The sequence below is a fragment of the Pedobacter sp. MR2016-19 genome (assembly GCF_014947265.1).
Lineage (GTDB): Bacteria > Bacteroidota > Bacteroidia > Sphingobacteriales > Sphingobacteriaceae > Pedobacter.
The window spans coordinates 20,146-36,516 of the sequence record NZ_JADCNK010000009.1 but is presented as its reverse complement, the minus strand read 5'-3'; the positions used below and the strand labels follow the sequence as shown (position 1 = coordinate 36,516).

16 protein-coding genes are annotated in these 16,371 nt (G+C 37.4%); 11 read left to right on the top strand and 5 right to left on the bottom strand.

Annotated features, from left to right (window positions below; translation table 11 throughout):
* The first annotated feature begins 89 nt into the window (after positions 1-89).
* Both rsmA and IM793_RS13260 read left to right on the top strand, forming a co-directional pair.
* Entirely contained in the window at positions 90-875 is a 786-nt protein-coding gene (gene rsmA / locus IM793_RS13265; RefSeq protein WP_193422102.1) for a 16S rRNA (adenine(1518)-N(6)/adenine(1519)-N(6))-dimethyltransferase RsmA, read from the top strand.
* Between the two features lie 359 nt (positions 876-1,234).
* On the top strand, positions 1,235-1,834 hold the full coding sequence (locus IM793_RS13260; protein ID WP_193422100.1) for a thioredoxin family protein: 600 nt from the start codon (positions 1,235-1,237) through the stop codon (positions 1,832-1,834).
* 132 nt (positions 1,835-1,966) lie between these two features.
* Here the strand turns inward: IM793_RS13260 and IM793_RS13255 are convergent, their stop codons facing one another.
* Positions 1,967-2,248, bottom strand: a complete 282-nt coding sequence (locus tag IM793_RS13255) for an ATP-dependent Clp protease adaptor ClpS (RefSeq protein ID WP_029274160.1) — start codon at positions 2,246-2,248, stop codon at positions 1,967-1,969.
* 170 nt (positions 2,249-2,418) lie between these two features.
* Here IM793_RS13255 and IM793_RS13250 point away from each other — a divergent pair, with 170 nt between their 5' ends.
* From IM793_RS13250 to IM793_RS13240, 3 genes are all read left to right on the top strand, one after another.
* Positions 2,419-3,465, top strand: coding sequence for a 3-oxoacyl-ACP synthase III family protein (locus IM793_RS13250; protein ID WP_193422098.1), 1,047 nt, complete (start codon positions 2,419-2,421; stop codon positions 3,463-3,465).
* A gap of 221 nt (positions 3,466-3,686) precedes the next feature.
* Positions 3,687-4,184, top strand: a complete 498-nt coding sequence (locus IM793_RS13245; protein ID WP_193422096.1) for a hypothetical protein — start codon at positions 3,687-3,689, stop codon at positions 4,182-4,184.
* Between the two features lie 540 nt (positions 4,185-4,724).
* Positions 4,725-5,285, top strand: coding sequence for a DUF4256 domain-containing protein (locus IM793_RS13240; protein ID WP_193422094.1), 561 nt, complete (start codon positions 4,725-4,727; stop codon positions 5,283-5,285).
* Positions 5,286-5,292: 7 nt separating this feature from the next.
* Here the strand turns inward: IM793_RS13240 and IM793_RS13235 are convergent, their stop codons facing one another.
* Complete coding sequence (locus IM793_RS13235; RefSeq protein WP_193422092.1) at positions 5,293-5,793, bottom strand: GNAT family N-acetyltransferase; 501 nt, start codon at positions 5,791-5,793, stop codon at positions 5,293-5,295.
* Between the two features lie 419 nt (positions 5,794-6,212).
* On the opposite strand from IM793_RS13235, the gene IM793_RS13230 reads away from it, so the two are divergent.
* The gene (locus IM793_RS13230) at positions 6,213-9,473 is read left to right on the top strand and encodes a TonB-dependent receptor (protein WP_193422090.1); all 3,261 of its coding nucleotides are present in this window, start codon (positions 6,213-6,215) and stop codon (positions 9,471-9,473) included.
* A 104-nt stretch (positions 9,474-9,577) separates the two neighbouring features.
* Here the strand turns inward: IM793_RS13230 and IM793_RS13225 are convergent, their stop codons facing one another.
* Both IM793_RS13225 and IM793_RS13220 read right to left on the bottom strand, forming a co-directional pair.
* Positions 9,578-10,273, bottom strand: coding sequence for a response regulator transcription factor (locus tag IM793_RS13225; RefSeq protein WP_193422088.1), 696 nt, complete (start codon positions 10,271-10,273; stop codon positions 9,578-9,580).
* On the bottom strand, positions 10,242-11,069 hold the full coding sequence (locus tag IM793_RS13220) for a sensor histidine kinase (RefSeq protein ID WP_193422086.1): 828 nt from the start codon (positions 11,067-11,069) through the stop codon (positions 10,242-10,244). Before IM793_RS13220 ends, IM793_RS13225 begins: the two co-directional genes overlap by 32 nt.
* A gap of 498 nt (positions 11,070-11,567) precedes the next feature.
* Here IM793_RS13220 and IM793_RS24985 point away from each other — a divergent pair, with 498 nt between their 5' ends.
* A complete protein-coding gene (locus IM793_RS24985) occupies positions 11,568-11,699 on the top strand; it encodes a hypothetical protein (RefSeq protein WP_255512042.1) in 132 nt (43 codons plus the stop codon).
* Between the two features lie 56 nt (positions 11,700-11,755).
* Here the strand turns inward: IM793_RS24985 and IM793_RS13215 are convergent, their stop codons facing one another.
* Positions 11,756-12,214, bottom strand: coding sequence for a hypothetical protein (locus tag IM793_RS13215; RefSeq protein ID WP_193422084.1), 459 nt, complete (start codon positions 12,212-12,214; stop codon positions 11,756-11,758).
* 254 nt (positions 12,215-12,468) lie between these two features.
* Between IM793_RS13215 and IM793_RS13210 the strand changes: the two genes are divergently transcribed.
* The 4 genes from IM793_RS13210 (at position 12,469) to IM793_RS13195 (ending at position 16,299) form a co-directional block, all read left to right on the top strand.
* Positions 12,469-13,416, top strand: coding sequence for a caspase family protein (locus IM793_RS13210; RefSeq protein ID WP_193422082.1), 948 nt, complete (start codon positions 12,469-12,471; stop codon positions 13,414-13,416).
* 28 nt (positions 13,417-13,444) lie between these two features.
* The gene (locus tag IM793_RS13205) at positions 13,445-13,717 is read left to right on the top strand and encodes a hypothetical protein (RefSeq protein WP_193422080.1); all 273 of its coding nucleotides are present in this window, start codon (positions 13,445-13,447) and stop codon (positions 13,715-13,717) included.
* Positions 13,718-13,749: 32 nt separating this feature from the next.
* Positions 13,750-14,715: an STING domain-containing protein gene (locus IM793_RS13200; RefSeq protein WP_193422078.1), complete on the top strand. Its 966-nt coding sequence runs from the start codon at positions 13,750-13,752 to the stop codon at positions 14,713-14,715.
* 126 nt (positions 14,716-14,841) lie between these two features.
* Entirely contained in the window at positions 14,842-16,299 is a 1,458-nt protein-coding gene (locus tag IM793_RS13195) for a M23 family metallopeptidase (protein ID WP_193422076.1), read from the top strand.
* The last annotated feature ends 72 nt before the right edge of the window (positions 16,300-16,371 follow it).

Sequence of the window (16,371 nt, the reverse complement as noted above, 5' to 3'; positions counted from 1 at the left end):
TCGCAAAGAAATAATAAGTCTATCTTTGCGTTCATAGCGCCGAATCTTAGCACCCCTTTGCGGTTAAAATATTCGATTAATTTTAAGGTATGAGTTTAGTAAAAGCGAAAAAACATTTAGGGCAACATTTTTTAACTGATAAAGGCATTGCCAACCGCATTGTTGAGGCTTTGGTAAATACCGATAAATATAATCAGGTTTTAGAGGTTGGACCGGGAATGGGAATCTTATCTGATTTTTTGCTGCAGCGTACAGATCTGGAAACTTATCTGATCGATATAGATACAGAATCTTTCCATTTTTTAAATGAAAAATACCCTCAACTTGGCGATCGGTTGATCAATGGCGATTTTCTGAAACTTGATTTCGATGCTATTTTTCCAGGGCAATTTGCCATAATTGGCAATTTTCCATATAATATCTCATCACAGATTTTATTTAAGATTTTAGATAACCGCCACAAGGTTGTAGAAATGGTTGGGATGTTTCAAAAAGAAGTAGCCCAACGTTGTGCCTCGCCTGCAGGAACCAAAGACTATGGAATTTTAAGTGTATTTCTTCAGGCCTATTATAAAATTGAATACTTGTTTACGGTTAAACCTGGTACATTTAATCCACCGCCAAAGGTTCATTCGGCAGTGATCCGTTTAACCAGAAATGAAGTGGAGACTTTAGACTGTGATGAAAAATTATTCTGGCGTGTGGTTAAGGCAGGTTTTAATCAAAGGAGAAAAACTTTGCGTAATGCTGTTTCTGCTGTGATGCCTAAAGATAAAATGGACGATCACATCTACTTCGAGAAACGTGCCGAGCAGCTAACTGTTGCAGATTTTGTAGCACTAACACAACATGTGAGTAAGTTGATGGAAGTTTAATATATCTGTTGTCATTCTGAATGCAGTGGAGAACCCGACGACTCTGCAAAGCAATTTTTTTTGAAGCGCAAATCCTGTAGTTGATAGGAGGGGTTCTGTCCTGCTGTACATTGCAATCCTTTTGGTAAATTATCTGGATAAACAATTTATATTATCCAAAAGGGATTTCCATTGCCATCAGGGCTATTTAACGAGGTAAAATTTCAAAGACCCAGATGCTTCGTGCCTCAGCATGACAGGAGTGAAAAAATATCATTGTAATCCTAAACTCTGTGTAATTATCCGCGAAGCGATTCTTGCAAATCCGTGATTATTTTCATTGAATTTCTCCTTTCCTTTGCGACATAATTTTAAACATCATGGTTAATTACAGCGAAATTTTCAGCGAGCAAGGAATGGATTATCAAACCTATCGTGCATTGATTGATCAACTTCTGTTAGAGGGAAAAGCTACAGGTGATGTAACTTACGATTTGCACTATACTAAAATGAACGTGCAAAGGATGAATCGCGTGGATAAAACAGTTAGCTTGACTGATGAGTTGACTTCAACCATTGATCATTTTAAAGAAAATTATAAATTTTTAGTGATTACCGAAGGTTGGTGTGGTGATGCTGCCCAGATTGTTCCGGTATTCAATAAAATTGCGACTGCCTCATTAGGTAAAATTGATCTGAAGTTTGTTCTTCGAGATAAAAACCTTCCATTAATAGATGCGCATTTAACCAACGGCGGGAGAGCAATTCCTGTTCTTTTAATTTTAAATGAAACTGGCGATAAAGTTCTGGCGAGCTGGGGCCCAAGGCCACAAATTTTGCAGGAGCTTTTAAAAGAGTGGAGAAAAGAAAGCACCGAAATGCCAATTTTGGCAGAAAAACTTCACGGTTGGTACGCTAAAGATAAAACACAGACTACTCAGGCTGGGTTAAATGAGCTTTTGAAAAGATTAGAGAGTTAATTTTACAGAATAAGTCGTCATCTCGACTGTAGCGAAGCGAAATGGAGAGATCTGCCTAGATAGATTTCTCGACTGCGTTGCACTCCGCTCGAAATGACGTTGTTGCGAGGATTGTTCGTGCAAGAAGTAGCCTTAATCAACAGAAACAGTTAAGCCTTCCTGCTGTAAAATTTTACGATAAACTTCCATTTCGGTAAATGAGCCTTCTAAAACAGGGCATTTCCCATCATTATGCACTTTCCAGGCAATTTTTTCAGCCTGCGATTCGTTATAATCAAGATATTTCATCATGCAGTAAATCACATGATCAAAAGTATTGATATCATCATTCCACAAAATAAGGCGATGTACAGTTTTTAGGGAAGTTAAAATTTCTTCGAGCGTAAAGGTCTCTTCTTTGGTTTCTGTAGACATGGTGCAAAAATAACTATTTTTATGGAAGATGTAATATGTTAAATGGAAGATGGTTGTGATTATTTTGGACTATAGACGTAGACTTTTTGGCCTTTGCATTACATTTTCCATCTTACCTCATACATCTTACATCCCTTTTAATACATTTGTTAACCAAATAATATACGAGTATGCACCAGTCTAAAATAGCCGGAATAGGTTACTACGTTCCGAAAAATGTATATACCAACGATGATTTAAGCCGTTTTATGGATACCAACGATGCGTGGATTCAGGAGCGTACCGGTATTAAAGAGCGTCGCTTTGCCGATCGCAACGAGGAAACCACGACTACAATGGGCATTGAAGCAGCAAAAATCGCAATCGAAAGAGCGGGAATTACCGCCAAGGATGTAGATTTTATTGTTTTTGCTACGCTAAGTCCTGATTATTATTTTCCGGGTTGTGGAGTGTTGTTGCAGCGTGAAATGGGCATGGGCGAGATCGGTGCTTTGGACATCCGGAATCAATGTTCGGGTTTTGTATACGCACTTTCGGTGGCCGATCAGTTTGTAAAAACCGGCATGTATAAAAATGTGCTGGTAGTGGGAAGCGAGAAACACTCATTTGCGATGGATTTTGAAACCCGAAGCCGTAATGTATCGGTGATTTTTGGTGATGGTGCAGGTGCGGTAGTACTACAGCCTACAGATGAACCTGGAAAAGGGATTTTAAGTACACATTTGCATAGCGATGGTGCAGATGCCGAAATCCTGGCCATGTATTATCCAGGTTCCCATGCCAATAAATGGTTGAAAGATAAACCTGCCTATCCCGAACAGGAACTTGGCGGTTTGTTTATGACACAGGAGATTTTAGAAAGTGGTGCCGCTTTACCTTACATGGATGGGCCATCGGTTTTTAAAAAAGCAGTGGTGAAATTTCCTGAAGTAATTAAAGAAGCTTTAGCTGCAAATAATTTAACAGAGAAAGATATTGACATGTTAGTACCCCATCAGGCAAACTTGCGTATCAGCCAGTATGTACAGCAGTTGTTGGGCTTAAACGACGACCAGGTTTTTAATAACATCCAGAAGTATGGCAATACTACAGCGGCTTCTGTTCCTATTGCCTTGTGCGAAGCCTGGGAAGCGGGTAAAATTAAAGATGGAGATCTGGTTTGCCTTGCAGCATTCGGATCGGGCTTTACCTGGGCGAGTGCACTAATTAGGTGGTAGGGCTTGAGTTTGGGTTAAGATGCCAGATAAAAGACTGTTTTCTAACTAATATAGATTCGTCATTTTGAATGAATTTTAAATAAGTCGTTGATTGTGAAGTGTTTAACTAATGTAAATCTATCTTTAAAGATCCTTCCATTCTGCTATGCTTCAGCAGATGGGAACTTATTTATGTGAGCCATCTACTCCTTTCTCACTACATTTAATTACCAAACGGCAATATGGATACTTCATTTTACTTAGAGAAATTTCAAAAAGCAGCTGATCAGCTCGATCAAAAAATGCTTCATGAAAAAGAAATCGAGGCTGCTGTTGGAGTGGTTTTGGATGCTGTATTTTTAAAACTCTATAAAAAATCTTGGGCAAGTTCTGCACAGGATCCCTTAACCGCAGTTTCGAGGATTTTCTTTTCCATTTGGATAAATGATGCCACCATTCAAGAGCAGAAGATTTATTATAACATTCATGCATTTAAACTGAGGCATCTTAAAGGTTACGCCATACAAAGCCGGCAGTTTGCCGATCTATTCAGAAGCAGTTTCAATATTTTTGAAACCCAGTGGCCAAATGTGAGGGTTAGTTATGGTCCGCTAACTTTAATGCAGGGCTGGGTAAGTTGTGATGCAAACGATTTTCAAAATGAAATTTTATCATTGGCTAATAATTTTCTATCGATAGCACATTTGGTTGATGATACACTAATTCAGTTTAAAAAGTAAAGCTGGATTAGGAGTTTTGAAAAAAAATAAGCTTATATGTACCCTATTTTCCCTTAAATGGTTAGTTTTTATTGAAAATGAGTGGTTTGTGGCTTTTGGCGAACTTCAGTCCCGCCATTCGCTGTAGCTCCGATAGAAAAAATCGGAGGCTGCCGCTACTGTCGGGTTTAGGAACAAGGGTTTGTGCACCCTGCAACCTCAAAAATGAAATGCTGTCGTAGCCAACTAGCCCCGGTTGAAGCGTTACTGCAATTTCATTAGGTTAAGCACCGCAGTTGTCAGTCTGAGCGTAGTCGAAGACTTCTTGAGATAGATAAATCGTAAATAAATGCCCTTCGACTACGCTCAGGGTGACATCTTTTTGAGATTTATCCCTTAACTTAATGACAACATTGAGCGTTACCCTGCGGCAACTAGGTACGAGGAAGCGAAGCGTAAAAGCAAAAAACGGGAAGAAGCTTTTTGTTTATTACAAGCCTTGCGCTCCAAATATAAATTGGTATTTTTAAAACTAAGAAACTATTCAATTGAAACTATAACATGAGTAAAAAAGAACTATCTGTAGAACAAACGCACGAATTGCTGCATACATTGAAAACCCGTTTCGAGAAAAACATGGAGCGCCATAAAGGTATCGAATGGACTAAAGTACAGGCAAAATTAGAAGCGAATACTGACAAACTCTGGGTACTTGATGAAATGGAAATAACCGGTGGCGAACCAGACATTGTGGATTATGATGAAAAAACAGGCGAATATATTTTTTACGATTGTTCGGCAGAAAGTCCTAAGGGCCGAAGAAGTATTTGTTATGATTTGGAAGGACTAGAATCAAGAAAAGAGCATCAGCCAGAAAATAATGCTATTGATATGGCTGCTGCAATGGGTATTGAGCTGTTAACAGAAGAGCAATATCGCTTTTTGCAGCAACTTGGCCAGTTTGATACGAAAACATCCAGTTGGATTGTTACTCCTTCCGGAATCAGAAAATTAGGGGGTGCTCTTTTTGGTGATCGGCGCTACGATCATGTATTTGTGTACCACAATGGTGCGCAATCGTATTATGCTGCAAGGGCATTTCGTGGTTTGTTAAAAGTGTAATTAACGGTTACAACAGCTTTTGATAACAAAAGAAACGTAGTCCGGGGCGCTTGGCCAGGTTAATTTCACCGCTAAACTGATAGCCAAGTTTTGGGAAAAGCGCTTGTGTGGCCATATTTTTACTGTTGGTATCTACTCTTAAGATGGAGATTCCCGAAGCTTTTGCTACCTGCTCTGCCTGGTTCATCAAAGCTTTGGCAATGCCCTTGCCCTGGCAATCCGGATCTACAGCTAAACGGTGCGTAACAATGGCTTTTTCCGTAATGTTCCAACCAGCATCTGCATATTCAGGATCCTGATCTGTCGTAATTGCTGAAACACCAACAATTTCATTTTCCATTTCAGCTACCCATAACTGACCAATCGTAATATCGTTGGTAAATACTTCAGGGTTCGGATAATCATCTCCCCACTGGAAATTTCCTGCAGCACGCATCAAAGGAACAACCTTGTGCACCAGTTGCATAATTAGTGGTATATCTTCTGTAACGGCTAATCTTATTGTCATGGATGCAAAGATAATAGATGGGTTCATTCGTTCAGTTGTTCATTGGTCATTTGTTTGTTGGTTAATGGTTTTATGGTTATTAGCTGGTGGTTCATTGGTTCAGAAGTTATTGGCTTATTAGTAGCATGTTACGGAGCTTGAGTAACCGCCAACTAAAAATTATTAACTGAAAATTGACTTCGGGCTTTGGACTAAAGACTTCGGACTTTTTAAATCTTCATCAAATCTTCATCTTTCTGTCTGATATTTGAGCATATCGCTCTTCATCGTATTCCGGCTTCTAAAAGGCTGTTAAGGAATTGTTTTGCTATTGTTTAATTCCGATTTTCATATTGTTAACATAAGGTTAAACTTAATTTCTTGTTAATATTGAATTAACATTAAGACTGTTGTTTTGTACCAAAATAAAATAACAGAAAATGAAATCACGTATACTATCGCTAGTAAGTATTCTTGTACTCCTGGTCACGTTTGCGCAGGCGCAGGTTACCACGTCTAGTATTAATGGAAAGATTAAGGATAACAAAGGTATCATTCCTGGTGCAACCATCGTTATGGTACATGTTCCTACAGGCACAGTGTCCAAAGGTTCGTCAAACGAATCTGGGCTTTACCGCATTGGCAACTTAAATCCGGGTGGACCATACAAAATCACCGTAACTTTTGTAGGTTATAGTCCAGTAGTAAAAGAAAACATTTATTTAACTCTTGGCTCAGACCTAAAACTTGATCTTGATCTTCAGGAGCAGGGTAATCAACTGGCTGATGTAAGTATTAAGGGCCAAAAGGGCGGAACAAAATCTGGTGCAGGTACCAGCATTGGCGAAGGTCAGATTAAAACCTTACCTACCATGAACCGCAGTTTGCAGGATGTTACCCGTGTAACGCCTCAAGGCAGTAAAGATAATACCTTTGGCGGTACCAATTTCAGGTACAACAACGTAACCATTGATGGTGCGATTAACAATGACGCCATTGGTTTTAGTCCTTCATTAGGAGGCCAGAGCGGAAGTTCGGGTATGCCGGGAAGCAGTACACGTACCAACCCGGTTTCGCTCGATGCAATCCAGGATGTTACCGTTCTACTTTCTCCTTATGATGTTAAAGTGGGTAACTTTTTAGGTGGTAGTATTAACGCTGTTACGCGTGGTGGTACCAATGAGGTAGTAGGATCGGTTTATGGTTATGGCCGTAACGCTTCATTGATCGGTAGAAATAAAATCGGCGATAATGCAAAAGAGCCTTCTGCCTTTCACGATTATCAAACCGGTTTCCGTGTTGGTTTCCCGATTATAAAAGATAAGTTATTCTTCTTTACCAATGAGGAAATTACCCGCCGTCAGGATCCGGTAATTTTAGGTGCAGGATCGTCTGACATGAAATTACTTACCTTATCTGACGCACAGAAAATTTCTGACCGCATGAAAAATGCTTATGGTATTGATGCGGGTTCATTCGGAGATTATAATATTTATTCGCAATCTAACAAATTTTTTAACCGTTTAGATTGGAATATCAGCGAAAGCACCCAGTTAACCATCAGAAATAATACCATCGTTTCGAAAGCCACGAACTTAGAAAGAGATCAGTCTAACTTCAGGTTTGGCGGTATCGATTTTAAACAGAATAATAATCAAAGTTCAACCGTTGCTGATTTAAAGACAAGGTTTAACAATTCTGCTACAAATAACCTGATTTTAGGTTACTCAACTGTACACGATTTCCGTACACCTCTTTCTGATCCTGCTATTCCACAAATTGAAATTGGCTCTAATGGTGGTACTATTTTCCTGGGAACGGATAGAGAAGCAAGTATTTTTAATATGAAGCAAAATACTTTTGAGCTAACGGATAACTATTCATTCAGCAAAGGCATACATAATTTTACAGTGGGTACCCACAATGAATTTTATAAAATCAATTATGGTTTTGTAAATGCCTGGAACGGTAGGGTAGCTTATGATAGTGTTGATGACTTCTTAAACAACAAGCCAAAAAGGGTACGCACAAGTTTTGATTATGCTGATAATACCCGCGATAATATTATTGCGAATCCGACAGCTAAATTCAATGTTAATCTTTATAGTGCTTATGGGCAGGATGAAATGCGTTTGAGCGATAAATTTAAACTGACATTAGGTTTGCGTTTCGATATGGCTGATTTACCAACCATGCCAACTTTGAGTAGTAAAACAACTAACTCACCGGTTGATCCTAACTATGGTACAACTTATACCTATACCCAACCTTCAAACATTAATAATAAGTTTTTAAATAAAGTTCAGATTTCACCAAGATTAGGTTTTAATTTCGATGCATTAGGTGATCAAAGTTTGATTTTACGCGGTGGTAGTGGTTTATTTACCAGTCGTGTACCTTTTGCCTGGTTAGGTTATGCGTATTATAATAATGGTGTAAACTATGGTTCTTATGATCTTAAACCTGCAACAGGAAACAAGGTTGTGACGCAAGTGCCTGGTACCGATCCAATTAAAGATGCATTAGGTGGGAATGGCGAAGCAGGATACGCCGCTAAACAAGGCGTAAACATTAACGATGCAAATGGTGCAACACAAGTAGATTTAGTAGATAATAATTTTAAAATGCCAAAAGCATGGAGAAGTAACCTGGGCTTTGATTTCAAAACACAGGATAACTGGAAATTTACTGTAGAGGGTATTTATAGCAAGGTTATTAAGGATGTTGCTTTCCAGCAAATTAACTATGTAGATAATCCAAAATACATGGTTTATGATACACAGCAGCAACAACCAATTTATAGTACAACTTCTGGAGCGTACGGAAATGGAAAGATTAATAACAAGTATACAAATGCTTATTTATTATCAAATACCGATCAAGGATATAAATATTCCTTAACAGGACAGGTGAGTAAATCTTTACCATTTGGTTTAGATGTAATGGTGGCTTATACTTATGGTCAGTCAAAAGATATTGCAAACGGTATCCGGAACTCGATGGAATCTAACTGGCAGTTAAACCAGGCGCTTAACCCAAATAACCCAGGTTTGGCTTATTCTAACTTCGATATCCGCAACAGGATTATCTCTACCATCAATTATAGGTTAGATTGGGCTAAAAACGGTAAATACGTTTCTAACTTCTCTTTGTTCTTCAGTGGTCAATCAGGTTCTCCTTATTCATTGGGTTTGGTGAACAGTACAATCAATGGAACCGGACAAACCGTAAGTTTAATGTATGTTCCGGCAGCTGGCGAAACACAGAAATTTTTTGCCAATACAGCTGATGGAATTGCACAGGCAGCAGCGTTTGATAGCTACATCAATAGTGATAAATACCTAAGCAGCCGTCGTGGCAATTTTACAGAACGTAACGGCGCACGTACCCCTTGGAATGTACAGGCTGATTTCCGTTTCTCTCAGGATATTCAGGTTGCAAAAGGAAAACATCCACACATACTTACTTTAACTTACGATATCATTAACCTGACTAATTTGGTAAATAAAGATTGGGGTATTCAGTATTTTTCTCCTAATACATTCAACTCGATGGCTAGTATGGGTATCAAAGTTGGAACTGCGGGAACACCAACCGCTTACCCGGTTTATACTTTTGCACAAAAAGATGTAACCTCTTATTCAAAAGATTTCTTTGCCTCACGTTACCAGATGCAATTGGGATTGAGATATAGCTTCTAATCTTTTTTTAAAATAAATATATATAGCGGTCTGGCCTAAATAAGGTCAGGCCGTTTTTTTTGGAAAGCGGTTTTTGGGCTATGAACTAAGTTCACCCTACCTACCTATAATTCGACTATTCCATGTTTTACAGCATAAAGCGCAAGGGCCACTCTGCTTTTAACACCACATTTCTGAAAAAGCGATTCACGGTACCCGTCAATTGTCTTCGGACTCAAAAACATTTTTCCAGCTATTTGTTGGTAAGTCATGTCACTACATACATATTGTAAAAAATCACGATCCTTTTGTGATAGGAAACTACTTGGTTTATCGTGCAACATGTTTTTTTTGTCATCTCCTTCAAGTGGTGTATAAGACTGGGAAATGATTGCCGATGCAAAATCGGAATAATAATATCCATTATGCAAAATGGCTTCAAGAGCCATGTGCATGTCTTCAACTTCAATATCTTTTGATAGATATCCTTTGACTTTAAGTCTGAGCATCCTAAGCACTGCTTCTTCGGTTTCAAACATGGATATTACGAGTATATTAATAGAAGGATAAATTCTTTGCAGCCATTCTATAGCCTCATATCCATTCATATCCGGCATGTCAATGTCCATTAGAATGATGTCGGGCAACTCGTCTTTTTTTAGTTTTTCTTTTAAATCCAATCCGCTCTCTGCCTCGAATAGGATGTTATATTTTTTGTCTGTATCACCAAGATTGATAAGCTTGATCAGACCCTTTCGAAAAAGATTGTGATCGTCTACTACTCCAAGGTTAATAGTATTTCTGTCCTTTAGTATATTCATTGATTGGAATTGTAATTGTAACATTTGTTCCATGCCCTATTGTACTTTTAATATCAACATTGGCGTCAATAAGATGGGCTCTTTTTCTAATATTGGGTAACCCGGTACTTTCTTTCTGTGCCCGTTGGCTATCCGACTCTTCAATGTCAAAGCCAATACCGTCATCGATTATTTCCAGTCTAAAAAGGTTTTTGGAATAGATCAGGTTAGCTGTTATCGTTTTAGCCTGTGCATATTGAATTACGTTATTTAAAACTTCCTGGCACAGTCGGAATAATATGATTTCATGTTCGGGGCGCAAGCGGAATTCTTCACCTGTTTTTGATGAAGTGACCGTAAATTTTTTTGTTTTAATTAACCTTTTAAGTTCATTGTCCAAAGCTTTTGAAAAACCAATGTGAATAATATGATCGGTGTTTAAGCTTGCACTTAATGCCTTTAATTCTGATAATAATTGTTTCGCTAAAGATTTTGTTTCCGAGATATTATCTTTCATAGTATCCGTGCTTTGCGGTAGTATTTCTGAAAGGTTGATATTGATTAAGGAAACCAGGTGGCTGAAGTTGGCGTGAAGCTCTTTTGAGATATGATCGAGTGTTTGCTCCTGGATCTCTAGTTTAGAGAGCAGTAATGTTTGATTAAAGGTTTCCCTTAGTTCTAATACTTCTTTTTGATGGAGAAATCGTTTTTTCTGGTATAGGAAAAGGAAATAGATAATTACGCTTGAAAAAAGTAATAGTAAAACCGTCGAGACAATTATGGTAATTGCACTTACTTCTGATGATGTGGGATGCATAAGAAAGCGATTAAGAAAAATGAATACATGATAATATTTAGGGCCTGATTAATGTTAAGGAGTGAAAGTGCCAGCGTAACGTATTCTTTATTAAGGTAGTTTAAGAAAATAAAATAGGGGAGGGTTCCTGCATGATAAATGAAAATACCTAAAGATATCCATATCATTGGCTGAACACTCAATTGTACAATTTTTTTATCTTTTAATATCTGATTAAAAAACATAAATGCCAGGATAATTGAAGTTAAGTGCAGAAGAACGATTGAATATGTATTTACCCGATCGGGCATTTGAATAAAGAAATAATTAATGATAAAGAAGCACAAAAGGGGAATGGATAAGTGTTTTATAATTTTTTTTATCCTTTTGCTGTGTAAAACCTGGTAATAAATCAATAGCGTAAAAATTAACCGGACGGTAAGAAACCCGCAATAAATAAATAAATTAGACCTGGAATAGTTCCAGTAGGCAGTTTGATATAATTGCCATTTCCATAATATGGCAAATATTTCAACGGCCAAAGTAAGTAGTAAAAATATAGAAAACAGTAAATATGGCCGAAACGTTGCCAGCCTAAAGCTTTTTAGGCTGGCAATTGTACTCAGCATTAAAGGAATAAGGTATATGTAAATGTTATTCAATAGTTTATGCATTTACTAATATACAATATTACTTGTGATCGGTATTTAATCTTCAAGGCTGCTTTCGTCGCATGCAGGAGGGCATGGCGAACCAAAATTAAAATTTCTTTCACTTGAATCATTTGCCGAAAATTCGCGTGTTATGGAAATTCTTGCCTCAAAACCTGGTTGTTCTTCCAAAAATACATTAATGTGACGTACAGAATCTCCAACGAATTCTTCTCTGGTAACTGTCATTAAAATACATTGCTGACCTGCAAAAGACGGATGCTGCGCATCATAAGAGCCGAAATATAATCGTAGTCCGTCGCCGTTGACATATTCTATTTCAGCTAAAAGCTTGGCTATATGGTCTTTTGTGTACCAAATACTTTTTGTTTCGGGTTTGCCAATGGCCTTGCTGAGTAAGGGTAACTTGTTTTTTTGATAGTCGGCTACACGGTTTTTTAGTACGGCTTTGCTAACAAAAAAGAGTGGCAGTGGTTGAGGGGGGTACTTGTTCATAAATTTTTAACGTTGGAAATGTTTTATGGTGCTAAACTATGTTGAAAATCAGTGTTTTAAAATTTTTAGAACGTATACAGGATTAATCCCCCTTATTTTTCATAACCAATAGGAATTATCCTGTGCTTAATAAAGGGATTTATCCCTGATATGGGAAACTCCCTTTTTACAATAGATTTTACTCTCAATATTTGAGCAAGAAATAGCAAAAACCTCTGATTAATCAAATTTAAAACTCATATAAAGTTAAATTTATGAAAGGTGCATTATTAGTAGGAATAGATGATTATCACGGCGGAAATCAGCTTAAAGGATGTGTAAATGATGCTACAGCTCTGGCAGATTTGTTGGCAAAAAATGAAGATGGTACAAGCAATTTTCAGATTGAACTCCAAAATAATATTAAAACAAAGGGCGAATTAAAAAAAGCAGTAACGAGGCTTTTCCATTCCGATTTGAACGTTGCACTTTTTTATTTCGCAGGGCATGGATGTACTACAGATATTGGCGGATATATTGTTACGCCTGATTACGGGAGTTACGATGAAGGAATATCGATGGATGAACTATTGTCTTTATGCAATTATTCACCAATAAAAGAGAAGATAATTGTTTTAGATTGCTGCTATTCAGGGCATATTGGTAGCCCGCATTTGTTGGGAGGTAAAGCTACCTACCTTGGTAACGGTGTTACCGTATTAACTGCATCAGGAATGTCCGAAACATCTGTTGAAAGTGGTGGCCACGGGCTGTTTACACTGCTGCTGTTAAAAGCTTTAGAGGGTGGTGCCGCTGATATTGTAGGAAATATTACTATCGGGAGCATTTATGCATACATTGATCGGTCTCTGGGATTTTGGCAGCAACGTCCTCAATTTAAAACCAATGTTAGCAGGTTTATGCCGCTACGCACTACATACCCCTCTATACAGCCCCTAACAGTATTGAACACGATAACCGAATTCTTTGCCGAACCTGAATCTGTGTTTCAGCTTGACCCTTCTTACGAATACAGCAATACGGGTGTTGCTATTGAAGCAAATGTCCAAATATTTAAGAAACTCCAAAAAATGCAAGGTGTTGGTTTGGTTATTCCACATGATGAGGAGCATTTGTATTGGGCGGCTCAAAACTCCAAGGGCTGTAAGTTAACCGTCTTAGGGAAGCATTACTGGAAATTGGTAAAAGAGAATAGAATATAAACATTTTTAATCATTTAAATTAACTATTATGAGTACCGGACACTACATTAAGGGAGTAAAAGATCATGTTGATGGTTTACCCAAAATCCCACCTAAAAATCCGTTTTTATCTGCCGTTGTTGGCTTTTTTTTTGGGCCGATTGGCATAGGTATTTATTTTAAAAGCTTCACGGATTTTTTCTGGTGCTTCGTATTTCTTATTGGCCTCTTTATTTTAATACCTGGTTTAGGTATTGTGCCAGGATGGTTATTCTCTGCAGTTTACGGAGGCTATAGGGCCCACAGTTCCAATCAAAAATAATCATTATTCTAAAACCACCCGAACTTTAAGATATGGATTTTAAACCAAGAATATTTATAGGTAATTCTACAGAAAATGTTAGGGTTGTAAAAAAAATTAAACAGGGCCTGACAGACATTGCCGAATGTGTATCCTGGGATGATGCATTTGATTTAGGTGTTAGTGCATTTGATAACCTGATTTCTCAGATCGCATTTTACGACTATGCTATTTTAATAGCCATGGGCGATGATCTCATCCTTTCCAGAGAAAAATTATCAGTAGGAGCAAGAGATAATGTGCTTTTTGAGTTTGGCCTTTTTGCCGGGGGATTAGGAAGATCGAGGGTTTTTTATGTAACTGAAGAGAGAATTAAAGTTCCAACTGATTTGGTTGGTATATCCCTGCCGTTAATTCCAAATGAATCATCTGCCGGTTTCGAGGATGCATTAAATGATTGTATAGCGAAAATACGAAAACACATCATCAGCAGGGAGAAAACATTCGATATCGGTTTTCTGCCATCAACTGTACTTGCATACGGTTATTTTACAAATTTCATAGAACCTACAGTAAAGCGTTTGCTTGAGGATAAAAAAAAAGGTAAAGTATTTCATCTCTTAAACAAAAAGGCCTTTAAAATATTGTTGTTAAAATTCACCATTCTGCTTCCAGATGATCTTGGTGATAATATGTTTAATAAAGTTCAATCCAAAAGGCTGAAAGATAGCTGGCAAAAAATGAAGGTGAAATCAAAAGATGTAAGAGATTACGATTTTTCAGTTGATGTTTCTAAAGCTGTTGATGGTGAGCTGCACGTGGTAGATATACCTTTTACATTAAACTCACTTTATAAAGCTATTGAGCTCTACTCTTCAAAATCGCATATAGGTAAAGATTTAAAAGAAAATTTATTAACCCACCGCGAAATTTTGAATTTTAAAAAGACACTCGAATACCTGATCAAAACCCATGCGATAACCAATGGTATTGTAGAGGTTGAGGTTGTTGAGATCTGATTTGCCAGAAAGAGCAATAACGCTGTTGCACTGCTTATGATGGTTTTGCAACTGCCATCAAGAAACTATTTCTGCTTAACCCCGATCTAAAATAACAATTAAAGTAAACCAATAAACTAAAATACGATGAAATTAAAATACACTTATCCGGTTTTAATATGTCTAATACTATTAAATATTGTTAGCTGTAAAAAAAGGAACAGAGAAGACGAAGCCCAAAGCTCGAATAATAAAATTGTTAAAGAGCTTCATTTGGGTGATAGTGTGAAAGTAAATTTTCCTGATGGTTCTATAAACTCTTTAGATATTTCGCTCAAAATTGTTAAAGATGAAGAAAGAGAAGCATTGTTTAACGAAATGGCATGGTTGTTTGATGTTGAACATTATTGGCCATATACTATTGTTTTAGATTTAGGGAAAAATCAGGCACTGGATGATAATATATCGATGGAAGTTAAAATTTCCGATAGATTTAAAAAGTTAAAGAAAACAACGTCCGGATTTGAAGTTTTCGCCCAGATATATCAGGATAATGCAAATGAAACTTTGGATAATTTTCAGATTATTCCTTCCAAATATAATCCGGAAACAGGGACTATTCTGTTGGAAATGCCCAGGTACTTATTCACAGATAAAAGAAGTAAAAACAAAACTTTTGAAGCAATAATTATGATTGGCATTAGCCCAGGCGAGAATCCCGCATTTTCAGTGCTGCAAAAAAATGCTAAAGCATTAACTGCTTCAGCGGCAACTTCAAAAACTTCATTAATGGATTGCGAAGCTTCACCAATATCCTGCCCCTTAGGTTTATTGGATAAGTGTAGTGAGTTACTGGCGCAGGCCGATGCGGATGATTTGTTTGGTGTACGTGTCCATCCCGTGCTTAAATATAAAAAGCAACATAATGGTATCGATTTTAAAGTAAAAGAAGGCACTCCGATTTATGCAGTAAGATCAGGAAAAATAAAAGTTTCACAGTTTTCTAATACTGCAGGTAATTTCATAGAAATTATGCATGATAATGGCAATAAATCAAGATACCTGCATCTTTCGGAGTTATTGGTTAAACCCGGACAGGATGTTTTAGCTGGCCAGTTAATAGGAGTATCGGGTAAAACAGGTAGGGTTACGGGGGCCCATCTACATTTCGAATTTTATACTAACAGTAGTCTAAATAATAAAAAAGGACCAGTTGATCCTTTCCCGTGTTTGCAAGAACAAAATGCGGCTGGAAGTATCACCGTTCGCGATAACGGTAACTGGGCGGATGATGCATTTGAAGTTTTTTTAGATGGTGTTTCTATTGGCAAAACTGATATTGGTGCAGCAAATTCGATAGCCATGAATAATTTAAGGCCTGGTAAGAAATCACTTACATTAAAATGTGTTATTGCACCAGATAATGAAGGAACCTATGAAATTATATTAGATGATGGCTTGAAATTTTCCGATGGTAGCGAAAGGAAGTCGGGTATTCTTCAGCAGTCAAAATCTATTACCTGGGAGATTATAATTCCAACTGTTATTAAAACAAAGAGCAACATAAGCCTAATGAAACGTAATGATGTAAAAGAAGGGCGCTGATCATCTAATGAAATTTAAGTTTTTTTAATACTTCAGTTTAATTGAATTAAACTTAAAGTAAGTTCATTCGTC